The 11,290-nt window shown below is 61.1% G+C and carries 12 protein-coding genes; 7 read left to right on the top strand and 5 right to left on the bottom strand.

The window, feature by feature from the left end; genetic code table 11:
* Positions 1-64: 64 nt before the first annotated feature.
* From msrA to OUZ52_RS10475, 3 genes are all read right to left on the bottom strand, one after another.
* On the bottom strand, positions 65-730 hold the full coding sequence (gene msrA, locus OUZ52_RS10485) for a peptide-methionine (S)-S-oxide reductase MsrA (RefSeq protein ID WP_266158334.1): 666 nt from the start codon (positions 728-730) through the stop codon (positions 65-67).
* A 150-nt stretch (positions 731-880) separates the two neighbouring features.
* Entirely contained in the window at positions 881-1,411 is a 531-nt protein-coding gene (locus OUZ52_RS10480) for an adenine phosphoribosyltransferase (RefSeq protein WP_266158333.1), read from the bottom strand.
* 258 nt (positions 1,412-1,669) lie between these two features.
* Complete coding sequence (locus OUZ52_RS10475; protein ID WP_266158337.1) at positions 1,670-1,948, bottom strand: putative signal transducing protein; 279 nt, start codon at positions 1,946-1,948, stop codon at positions 1,670-1,672.
* Positions 1,949-2,139: 191 nt separating this feature from the next.
* Between OUZ52_RS10475 and OUZ52_RS10470 the strand changes: the two genes are divergently transcribed.
* From OUZ52_RS10470 to OUZ52_RS10455, 4 genes are all read left to right on the top strand, one after another.
* Positions 2,140-3,822 (top strand): glutamine--tRNA ligase, encoded by a 1,683-nt coding sequence (locus OUZ52_RS10470; RefSeq protein WP_266158332.1) that lies wholly within the window; start codon positions 2,140-2,142, stop codon positions 3,820-3,822.
* Positions 3,823-3,827: 5 nt separating this feature from the next.
* A complete protein-coding gene (locus tag OUZ52_RS10465; protein ID WP_266158331.1) occupies positions 3,828-4,385 on the top strand; it encodes a nucleoside deaminase in 558 nt (185 codons plus the stop codon).
* Positions 4,382-5,107 carry a TVP38/TMEM64 family protein gene (locus OUZ52_RS10460; protein WP_266158330.1) on the top strand — a complete coding sequence of 242 codons (726 nt, stop codon included), beginning with the start codon at positions 4,382-4,384 and terminating at the stop codon, positions 5,105-5,107. Before OUZ52_RS10465 ends, OUZ52_RS10460 begins: the two co-directional genes overlap by 4 nt.
* A gap of 125 nt (positions 5,108-5,232) precedes the next feature.
* Entirely contained in the window at positions 5,233-6,249 is a 1,017-nt protein-coding gene (locus OUZ52_RS10455; protein ID WP_266158329.1) for a YncE family protein, read from the top strand.
* Positions 6,250-6,285: 36 nt separating this feature from the next.
* Here the strand turns inward: OUZ52_RS10455 and OUZ52_RS10450 are convergent, their stop codons facing one another.
* Complete coding sequence (locus OUZ52_RS10450) at positions 6,286-6,498, bottom strand: hypothetical protein (protein ID WP_266158328.1); 213 nt, start codon at positions 6,496-6,498, stop codon at positions 6,286-6,288.
* A 143-nt stretch (positions 6,499-6,641) separates the two neighbouring features.
* On the opposite strand from OUZ52_RS10450, the gene OUZ52_RS10445 reads away from it, so the two are divergent.
* From OUZ52_RS10445 to OUZ52_RS10435, 3 genes are all read left to right on the top strand, one after another.
* A complete protein-coding gene (locus OUZ52_RS10445) occupies positions 6,642-7,868 on the top strand; it encodes an MFS transporter (RefSeq protein ID WP_266158327.1) in 1,227 nt (408 codons plus the stop codon).
* Positions 7,869-8,015: 147 nt separating this feature from the next.
* Entirely contained in the window at positions 8,016-8,309 is a 294-nt protein-coding gene (locus OUZ52_RS10440) for an ArsR/SmtB family transcription factor (protein WP_266158326.1), read from the top strand.
* Positions 8,310-8,402: 93 nt separating this feature from the next.
* A complete protein-coding gene (locus OUZ52_RS10435; protein ID WP_266158325.1) occupies positions 8,403-9,152 on the top strand; it encodes an SDR family NAD(P)-dependent oxidoreductase in 750 nt (249 codons plus the stop codon).
* Positions 9,153-9,235: 83 nt separating this feature from the next.
* Here the strand turns inward: OUZ52_RS10435 and OUZ52_RS10430 are convergent, their stop codons facing one another.
* Positions 9,236-10,900, bottom strand: a complete 1,665-nt coding sequence (locus OUZ52_RS10430; RefSeq protein ID WP_266158324.1) for a S53 family peptidase — start codon at positions 10,898-10,900, stop codon at positions 9,236-9,238.
* Positions 10,901-11,290: the final 390 nt, after the last annotated feature.

Genomic DNA, 11,290 nt, shown 5'->3' with positions numbered 1-11,290 from the left:
GGCAACGGCGCATGCGAACTGTTTTATGTCGAGCGCGCGGAAGCCACCGCGCGCTAGTGCGTCATCAAACGCCAGCCGCGCCCATCGACAAACCGATCGGGCAGATCACTCCGGTACCGCCCAAGCCGCAATAGCCATCGACATGCTTGGACAGATACTGCTGGTGCTCGTCTTCTGCAAAATAGAACCGGCCAGCCGGGGCAATCTCCGTGGTGATGGCGCCGTAGCCAGCACGCTCAAGCTGCGCCTGAAAGCCTTTGGCAGATGCCTTGGCCGCCACGAGCTGAGCCTCATCGGACGTATAGATGGCTGAACGGTATTGGGTGCCGGCGTCATTGCCCTGGCGCATACCCTGGGTCGGATCGTGACTCTCCCAGAAGGTTCGCAGCAAGCTATCGAGGTCGACTTGTTGCGGGTCATAAACCACCTGCACCACCTCGGCGTGGCCCGTCTGCCCCGAGCACACTTCGCGATAGCTTGGGTTGGGTGTGTAGCCGCCGGCATAACCCACGGCCGTCGTCAGCACGCCGGGCATGCTCCAGAATTTACGCTCAGCGCCCCAAAAACAGCCCATGCCAAGCAGCAGCGTTTCGCTGCCAGGAAAAGCCTCGGCCGATAGCGACCGCCCATGCACATGATGCGGATGAGCGGGTTTGATCGGGGTATCGCGTCCAGGCAAGGCATCCTCAGGACGCGTCATACGTTGTTTCCAAGCGCCGATACCGAGCATGAGCAGTCTCCCTCGTGTCGTGGACCATGGTGATCCAGTGGCCCCAAGATGGGGACGGCCAGCCAGCCACTCAAGATCGCCATGGATCTCCAGGCGTGTCGGACACATGCGCCAGGCCTATGCAGCAGATACATGCATGCCGAACCGCCATCAGTACTTCAGCAAGGCCTGCAAGGGCACATCGCCATCCCAACGGCTACGTCCGTGCAAGGCGGCCAGTTCAATCACCACACCAGCACCGACCAACACCCCGCCCAGCTTGTCGATCAACACCCGCCCCGCCGCCAGCGTGCCGCCGGTTGCCAGCACATCATCGACCAACAGTACGCGTTCGCCTGGCTTCAACGCGTCGTTGCGGGCCTCAAGCCGATCGCTGCCGTATTCAAGCGCGTAATCCACCGCGATCACCGGCGGCGGCAATTTATTCGGCTTGCGCAACGGTACAAAGCCGGCGTGCAGCTTCTGCGCCAGCGCTGCGCCAAAAATAAAACCGCATGATTCGAGACCGCATACCGCCTGCACACCACTGCCCTGCCAAGGCTCAGCCATGGCATCGATGCAACGGGCAAAACCGCCGGCATCGGCCAGCAACGGAGTGATGTCGCGGAATACGACACCCGGTTTGGGGAAATCCGGCACGGCGCGGATCAGCGCCTCGATCTGTTTCTTCACTTGACTCATGCTTGATGGGCTCACTGATATCAACCGGTCGCGGCACGCGCCGGGCCCCAGCAGGATACCGCCCAAGGCTCGTATCAAGCCAAGCCGATCGTTAGCGACCGCTGGCCGCTGGAATAGCCGCACCTTCTACACAGCAGATAGCCGGCGGCGCCCTGTCCTGCGCCACAAGGATTCCGCGCTCGACAGCGTCATCGCGCCGGCAGCCACAGGCCAAGGCGCACCGCGGTCAGCCGCTCATCGGCGCAGCCACGGTGGCGATCAACCGTAGTCGAGCAGGGACGACGGCAGGCCATCGTCGTAGCCGCTCAATGCCGCACGTGCCTCGACCAGTTGCAGCTCGACCCCACGCACCACCGCGTCAGCGGCAGCCTGGCTCGATTCGGGCACCAAGACGGCTACGTAGTCCAGCGCCGGCAGCTGGCCCACCGCACCGGTGAGATATTCGCCCGAGATGAACGCCGGAATACCCTCGCGCTCCAGCGCATCCTTTACCAGATGGGCGTCGATCAGAGTTTCCGCTCGATAGGCGATGCGCATGAGCTGCACGCTAACGCCGATACCGGCGCCGAGCAAGCACCCCCGAGCCCAGGCTCATGGCAGCAGCCGCCAAGGCATCGGCGCAACGCCTTTGATACCTGGGACACGCTCAGCCGCAGCCGGGGTAACCGCAGCCTCACACAGACAAGGTAAACTTCATCGTTCTGCCCATGTGCAATGAGCTTTACCCGATGTCGACCGAAAAAACCGTAGCCGAGCCTGCCATTGTCAACGCCCCATCGGCCGATGCGCCGAAGGCTGATGCACCCAGGGATTTTGTCCGCCAGATCATTCGCGACGATCTTGCTGCGGGGCGTCATCATGCGATCCGCACGCGGTTCCCGCCGGAGCCGAACGGTTACCTGCACATCGGTCACGCCAAGGCGATCTGCCTGAGCTTTGGTATCGCCGCCGAGTTCAAGGGCTGGTGCAATCTGCGCCTGGACGACACCAACCCGGGCAAGGAAGACCCGGAGTTTGTCGAAGGCATCAAGGACGACGTGCGCTGGCTTGGCTACCACTGGCACGACCTGCGCCATGCCTCAGATTACTTCGACGTGTTTTACCGCGCGGCGATCAAGCTGATCGAAGACGGCCACGCCTATGTGGACGACCTCAGCGCGGAAGAAATGCGCGAGTATCGCGGCACGCTGACCTCGCCAGGCCGCAACTCGCCATACCGTGAACGCAGCGTGGAAGAAAACCTCGACCTGTTCCGCCGCATTCGCAAGGTTACTCATCAGAACACCGGCGATGCGTGGCCGATCTATCCGATGTACGACTACGCGCACTGCCTGTCCGACGCGCTGGAAGGCATCACGCACTCGCTGTGCACCCTGGAATTCGAAGATCACCGCCCGCTATACGATTGGTTCGTCGACATGGTCGACCTGCCCAATCACCCGGAGCTGTGGCAGCCGCTGCACGATGCCGGCTTTGAGAGCGAGCCGGACAAACCGCGGCAGATCGAGTTCTCGCGCCTTAACCTGAGCTACTGCATCACCAGCAAACGCAAGCTGGCCGAATTGGTCAACCAGAAGCTGGTCGACGGCTGGGACGATCCGCGCATGAACACACTGCGCGGCCTGCGTCGCCGCGGCTTCACCCCGGCCGGGCTGCGCTTGCTGATCGAGCGCCTGGGCGTGAGCAAGCAGAACAGCGTGATCGACTACGCGATACTCGAAGGCTGCATTCGCGAGGATCTCGATGCGACCGCGGCACGCCGCATGGCCGTGCTCGACCCCTTGAAACTAGTCATCACCAACCTACCGGCATCGCACGACGAGTCGCTGCTGTTCTCCAATCATCCCAAGGACGAGAGTTTCGGTACCCGCGTCGTGCCGTTCGCGCCGGAGCTGTGGATCGAGCGCGAAGATTTCGCAGAAGTACCGCCCAAAGGCTTTCATCGCCTCAAGCCCGAAGGCGAAGTGCGTCTGCGCGGCGTCGGCATCGTCAAATGCAATGAAGTCATCAAGAACGCCGAGGGCCAGGTGACCGAGCTGCGTGGCACCCTCGATCTCGAATCACGCCATGGCATGCCCGGCGCCGACCGCAAGGTCAAGGGCACCATCCACTGGGTCAGCGCCAAACACGGCGTGGCTACCGAGATTCGCCTGTACGACCGGCTGTTCAATGTCGCCGCGCCGGATGACGAAAGCGATGGCAAGAGCTGGATCGAGCACATCAACCCGGAGGCCAAGCGCATTGTGCGCGGCTGGCTGGAGCCTGCCGCGGCCCAGGTCGAGCCGGAGCAGCGCTTTCAGTTCGAACGGCTAGGCTATTTTGTCGCCGACCGCGTCGATCATCGCGCCGATGCCCCCGTATTCAATCGTGCGGTTACACTGCGCGACACATGGACGAAACAGGCAGGCTAATGGGCATGTTGCCGCTACAAATTCATCTCACGCTGCCGCCCTGGATCGGCGATGTCGCTGACACCGGCAAGCGCTATCTCACCGATGAAGAACGCGTAGGCCTGGCGATCGAACTGTCACGGCAAAACATCGCCCACGGCACCGGCGGCCCCTTCGGCGCGGCGGTGTTCGATGATCAGGGCCGCCTGATCGCCGCCGCGGCCAACCGCGTGGTGCCGCAAACCTGCTCGGTGGCACACGCCGAAATGATGGCCTATATGGCCGCGCAGCAACGCCTGTCGCGCTTTCGCCTGAACGAAACCGGCGAACGCTACATTCTCGCCACCAGTTCACAGCCGTGTTGCCAATGCTATGGCGCCACGGTGTGGGCAGGCATCGACGAACTGCTTATCGGCGCCCGTGCCGAAGACGTCGAAGAACTCACCGAGTTCGACGAAGGCCCGCTGCCCGCCGATTGGGTGGGCGAGCTCGAACGCCGCGGCATTGCCGTGCGCCGCGACATCCTGCGTGACAAAGCGCGCCTGGTACTGGCCGCCTATGGCGAGAGCGGGTCGGCATATTGAGCCGGCTTCGCGCCGCCTTGCCACTGATCCTGCTGATCCTGGCAGGCATCGTATTGTTTGCCTCCGGCGTGCTGGACAGGCTGCACCCTGAGCAACTGGTCGCCCATCAAGATCAGCTGCATGCGCAAATCCATGCCAACCCCTGGCTTAGCCGGCTGGTCTTTATCGGCCTGCTTACCCTGGCGATGTCGACCGGGGTACCGGGTACCGTGGTGATCATCTTTGCCGGCGGCTTCGCTTTTGGGGTGGTCGAGGGCACGCTGTGCTCGTCGATCGGCATCACCCTGGGCTCGCTGATTCTTTATCTGGCCAGCCGCTATGCGCTCGGCGGCGGCAACAAGCACCCACCGGTTTACGTCGAGCGCTTGCGTCATGGCTTTGCCAGGCATCCGGTCAGCTACACGTTGTTTCTGCGTTTTGTACCGGTGATTCCATTCGGCATGGTCACGTTGAGCCTGGCCTGGCTGCGCTGCCCTTTATGGTTATTCATCGGCGCCACCTGGCTGGGCGGCACCGTGATGCTGATCTTTGAAACTTCGGTTGGCGCTGGCCTTGGCGATGTGCTTAGTCACAACAAACAGCTCGGCCTCGGCTTACTGCTTCAACATCAGGTCTGGATGCCGCTGGCCGCGCTCGCCCTGCTGGCGCTGCTGCCTTTGTTGCTGGGGCGGTTTACCCGCCGCTTTCATCACGGCTCGCAGCCCCCGCCGCCAGCGGAGTGACCTGGCACCTGCGCGTATCAGCGCGCAGCTAAGCCACAGCAATCCCTAATCTTCGGGATGCCAAGCTAGTCGCAGACTTGGTGCCGGACCCGTCCGGCGTTTCCAACCACCTGCCGGAACTCGCGATGAAACTCCTGACCCCGCTCGCCTGCCTACTGATTCCGCTCGCGGCATCAGCCAGCCCCATCTCTGCGCTCGCCGCGACAGCGGCCAAAGCGTCCAACTACGCCGTGACGCAGCACTATCCGCTTGGCGGCACCGGCGGCTGGGACTACCTCAGCATCGACGCTGCCGCGCACCATCTGTTCATCGCACGCGATGACCGGGTGATGGTTGTGGATACGCAAAGCGGCAAATTGCTGACCGAGATTTCCGGCATGCAGCATGCCCACGGCGTCGCCCTTGCCCCCGGCAAGCATCGTGGTTATGTCAGCAACGGCCGTGGCAATAACGTCAGCGTGCTGGATCTCGACACGCTTAAGAGCATCGGCAACCTGGCGATCAGCGGGCAGAATCCGGATGCGATCTTGTACGACAACGCCACCGACCATCTGCTGACCATGAATGGCCGCAGCAATAACATCAGCGTGATCGATCCGGTCGCCGGCAAGGAAATCGCCACCATCGCCTTGCCCGGCAAGCCCGAGTTCGCGGCGAGCGACGACAAGGGCAATGTCTTTATCAATATCGAAGACAAAAACCAGATCGTGCATATCGACACGCATAGCAACAAACTGCTGCACACCTGGGCATTGAGCTCATGCGACTCACCCAGCGGGCTTGCCTTTGATAGCGCGACCCAGCGCCTGTTCTCGGTCTGCGACAACCAGAAAATGGCCGTTACCGATGCCAGCAACGGCCACCAAGTGGCATTGTTGAATATCGGCAAAGGCCCTGATGCGGTCACCTTCGACCCGCAGAGCAAACTGATCTTCAGCTCCAACGGCGAAGGCAGCATCAGCATCGTGCGCGAAGACGACGCCGATCATTACACCCTGCTGTCCACCCTGCCGACGCAGAAAAGCGCTCGCACCATGGCGCTAGACACGACGACCCACAAGCTGTTCCTGGTGGCCGCCAAGGACGCCCCGCGCGGAACACCGGTAGCGGATTTCACCCTGTTGGTCGCTGAGCAGCACTAAGTTCGGCATCGACACAGCCGGCCCGCGTGAGCGATATCACGCGGGCTTTTTGTACGGACTGGCCAAGCCAGCATCCTCGCTGCCCCTATGCGGCCAGGGCATCGTCCAGCTCAGCGCAGCAGCCACCACCCCTGCCACGCCGCCGCCCTTGCACGCGGCCTGCTGGCTAACGCATCGCGAATCAGCAGCGGCAATCGCCAGCGACCCGACCCCGCTATGCCGTGCCTTCAAGGCATGGCGCTGGGACATGAGTCAGCCCGGTGATTCATAGGGCATCGCGGCAAAGTGGTTGCATTATTAAACCACACTGACTAGCCTCGACATGGTTTCGTTATGAAACCATTCAAGAGCAGTCCGTCATGCCAGCAGAAAACGCCCCAGCCGAAATCGCCGTGAACGCTAGCCTTCGAACCGGCCAGCGCGGCATGCCGCGCTCGACCGTGATGATGTTCGCCGTCGCCAGCGGCTTGAGCGTGGCCAACGTTTATTACGCCCAGCCACTGCTTGACGCCATCGCTGGCGATTTCCATATCAGCCATGCGTCGGTGGGCATGGTGATGACCGCCACGCAGATCGGCTCTGCCCTGGCACTGATCTTCGTCGTCCCACTAGGCGACCTGCTGGATCGCCGCCGGCTGATGCTGGTGCAATTGGCATGGTTGGCGCTGGCACTGATCTCGCTGTGCTTCGCTTCCAGTAAACCGCTATTGCTGGCCGGCATGCTAGCCGTGGGCATGCTGGGCACTGCCATGACCCAGGGGCTTATCGCATTCGCCGCAACCATGGCGACGCCCTCCGAACGCGGCCGCGTGGTCGGGGCCGCCCAGGGTGGCGTGGTGATCGGCTTGCTGCTTGCCCGAACCCTGGCCGGCTGGCTCACCGACCTCGCCGGATGGCGCTCGGTGTATGCCGTATCCGGCCTGCTGGCGGTGCTGATGATCGCGGTCCTGGCACGCATGCTGCCCTCGCAGCAAGCCAGTCAAACCCCGTTGGCGTACCTGCCACTGCTGCGCTCCATGTTCGCCTTGCTTCGGCATGAGCGAGTACTGCAAATTCGCGGCGTCATCGCCATGCTGATGTTTGCCGCCTTCAGCGTGTTCTGGACCTCGCTGGTGTTTCCGCTCGGCGCACCGCCTTATTCGTACTCGCATACGATGATTGGTTCGTTTGGCCTGGTGGGCGCCATCGGGGCGCTGGCTGCCGCGCGTGCCGGGCAGCTCGCCGACCGCGGCCTGGGCCAATGGGTGACCGGCGCGGCACTACTGCTACTGCTCGCCTCGTGGCTGCCTATCGCGTTCACCTCACATGCGTTGTGGGCCTTGATCGTCGGGGTCATCGCCCTTGACCTGGGCGGCCAAGCCATCCACGTCGTCAATCAAAGCATGATCTTCCGTGTTCGCCCCGAAGCGCACAGCCGCCTGGTCGGGTGCTACATGATGTTCTATGCCGTTGGCAGCGGCGCAGGCGCCATCAGCTCGACCATGGTTTATGCCTATGCCGGCTGGAACGGCGTATGCCTGCTGGGAGCCGCGATCAGCGCATTGGCCTGTGTATTCTGGCTTGGCAGCAAGCAGCTCATGCCTGGAGGCTGGTCGAGTTCCAGGTCCATCGCCGGGTGAAGGGATCGCAGGCATGGCCGCGATAGCGCCAGCACTGCGCGAGCAGCGACAGCGAATCGAGCTAGAATGCGCCTTGCCGCGACCAGGTCCGGCGCACTCGTCACCTTCATGCGCTTCGCCGCCGAACCCCCTTGGTAATCTGGAATCATGGCCACCGCCACGCCATTTCATCTGACCGACCGGCAATTTGGCTTGATTGCCCGGGCTCTGGCCGAGCCCCGCCGCTATCAGATACTGAAGCAGATCGGCGAATGCACGCAGTCCACCCCTTGCACTGTCTTGCAGCAAGCCCACTCGGTCAGCGCGGCCACGCTGTCCCATCATGTGAAAGAGCTGGAAACAGCCGGCCTGATCGAGATCGTGCGTGAAGGAAAGTTTGCTTATCTGGTACTTCAGCGCCCGGTCTTGAACGCCTACCTGGAACGACTCTCAAAAATCTGACCTCACGGCCCTTGAATCCGTGGCTTTCGCCCCCTTGTACGTTAGACACTTCTACAAGCGTCTAACTATCAACAAGCGAGACTGGAGAAAACCGTGAGCAAATTAACTGGCAAAGTGGCTGTGGTCACCGGTGCATCGAAGGGCATTGGCGCCGCGATCGCGAAGAGTATGGCCGCCGCAGGTGCCGCCGTGGTGGTGAACTATGCGTCCAGCCAGGAAGGCGCCGATCGCGTCGTGGCCGAGATCGTCAAACAGGGCGGCAAGGCGCTGGCGGTGCAGGGTGACGTATCGAAGGCCGCGGATGTGCAGCGGCTGTTCGTGGAAACCAAGCAGGCCTTCGGTGCCGTGGATGTACTGGTCAATAACGCCGGCGTCTATCAATTTGCGCCGATTGAAGCGATCACCGAAGAAGATTTTCATCGGCACTTCAATATCAACGTCCTGGGGTTGCTGCTGGCTACCCAAGAGGCAGTGAAACACTTCGGCCCCGACGGTGGCAGCGTGATCAACATCGGCTCGGTCATCAGCAAAAAGGCCCCTGCTGGAACCGCTGTCTACACCGCAACCAAGAGCGCGGTGGATGCGATCACCCAGGTACTGTCTAAAGAGCTTGGCCCCAAACACATCCGCGTGAACTCGATCAATCCGGGCGGTGTGGAAACCGAAGGCGCCCATGCCGCCGGCGTCATCGGCAGCGAGTTCGAGCAGCATATGATTGCCGAGACCCCGCTTGGTCGACTGGGTCAACCGCAGGACATCGCCCCGCTCGCCGTCTTCCTGGCCTCGTCCGACGCCGGCTGGCTAACTGGCGAAACCATCATCGCCTCCGGCGGCATGCGCTAACGGCTCGATGCCACCCAAGAAGTCCGCAACGGCACCTCCGAACGGGAGGTGCCGTTGCATCAACAAGTGCACCAAGCCACGAATTACTTGGCGATCAAGGTATCGATGAACTGGGCGCCGATCACACTGCCCCAACCCGTTGCCAGATCGAAACCATTCACCGCGTTAAAGCTTGGGCCCTGCCCGTCGGCAGCAGCGTTGTTGCCGGTGTTGATGTCGTGAAACAGCTTTGAGGAGGATGTGCCTACGCCCATGCTGTAAAGCTTCGGATTGATAAACCCGACCACCGCCTGGCCTTTGCTTAGCGCCTTCTCGTTGGCCAGTGCGATAAGGCCTGCCATACGAGGCGCGGCGTAGCTGGTCCCGGCGACGCCGTACTCGGGCGTTCCGTCTTGAACGGAGATATTGTCGAAGTCAGCCTCCAGCGCCACATCCGGATCGTTGCGGTACTTCTTGGAGCCTTTGTTGGTGGCGTTGACGACGTTTTTCAGCTTCTGGTAACTGGGAATCAAGTATCCGGTCGCCGCATAAAAACCACCGCCGCTGCCGCTCCACGTGGTCTCGGCCTTCCACGCGCCGCCGGGTTTAGTGGTAGCCAACGAGGTACCGCCAACGTTGAGGATTTCCGGATTTTCAGACGGCTGTCCATAAGTGTCGGCGTTGTAGGCACCCTCGTCGCCGCTGGCGTTGATGAAGGTCTGCCCCTGCGCCTGGAATTCCTTGAAGATCCGGGTGTCATCCTCCTCGTAAATCCATGAATTGCTGACCACCTTGGCCTTGTTGTCCGAGGCGATCTTGCTGAGGATCGCCGAGATGGATTGGCGATCGCCTTCGTAGAAAAGAATCTGCTTCAGGCCCGGGGCCACGCCGAGGACATTGGTGATGTCCAGAATGTTCTCGTCCTCGCCGTTGCTATTGGTCGAATTGTCATCGACAAATCCATTGACCGGGATCTTGGTAATCGGCACGGCCGGCCGGGTCGCGCCAATGGTCTTGTAAAAGACGTCCAGATCTTTGGTACCCAAGCCGGCATTGCTATAAATGGCAACGGTCTGGCCTTTCCCGGTCAACGGACCCGTGCCGTAATAAGCAAGGCGGATGTCATGTGGCGTGAAATTGCCCTGCGGACCCGAACCGCCGGCCTTGCTCACGACGTGTCCGCGACTTGCCGCGACGTTCGGATGGAGAATGCGTGACTCGGGTGGATTGATATTATCCAGACCGGAAACCGACAGGATCGGAATACCTATATCGGTCGCCGGCTCCTGGCTCGGCGCATAAATCACCCGGTGATCGCCCTGCTTGCTGTACTGATTCAAGGTGACGTGAAACGCTTTGTTGATCGCATCCACATTGCCTTGAATGCTCACCACGAGCCGATTCGCAGGCGCTTCTGAAATCTTCAGTCCATGTTTGGTCACCCAGGCCAGCACTTTGGCGTAATCAGCCTGGGTCGGGCCGAAGCGCGCCGAGAACTCTTCGGGGCTAAGGTATTGCTGATAGTTGCTACTGGTGGGGTCTTGCAGCTGCTGCAAAAAGGCATCCATTTCGGATTCGTTGCGCAGCGGCAGATTCAAGGTCACATACAATGTTTTATCGGCCGCCAACTGACTCACCAAGCTAGCCTTGGCATGAGCAAGCTTGGCTGACACGTTACTCGGCCGCATTGCCGCCGCCATGCCATTGAATGCCTGCGTGCCAGATACGCTACCGGCCATCACGCTTGCATCCTGCACCGGAGCTGCCATAACCGCTCCCTGCGCACCGATGGCCAAAGCCATGGCCACGACAAGGTGACTTTTTTCTAAAAAGCGACGTGCATGCTTTGCTGTATTCATATCGTCTGCTCTCCAAGAGTTAAATGATGAAAATCATCATGCGATGTTTCGTGGCAGTGACGACAAGCATGGGCGGAGTCGTCAGGCCCCACGTTCACTGCGACTGCAGCAGCGAAAGAGAAGCCCATGCCTTAGTGCATGGAACAAGCGGATAGCGAGGGTGAACAAAAACCCGCACTGATGTCGGTCGCCGTCATCGCCTAATTTTCACGACATCGGCGACTTGCCCCGGGGTTTAGGGGTCATTTCTTACAAACGAAGACTGCGCCTTTCCCCCCAGTAGATCGATGGGGCAAGTCG

It is taken from the genome of Dyella silvatica (assembly GCF_026283955.1).
In the GTDB taxonomy this organism is placed as follows: domain Bacteria; phylum Pseudomonadota; class Gammaproteobacteria; order Xanthomonadales; family Rhodanobacteraceae; genus Dyella_C; species Dyella_C silvatica.
Note: the sequence above shows the minus strand (reverse complement) of the source record. Positions and strands in the feature narration are given on the sequence as shown.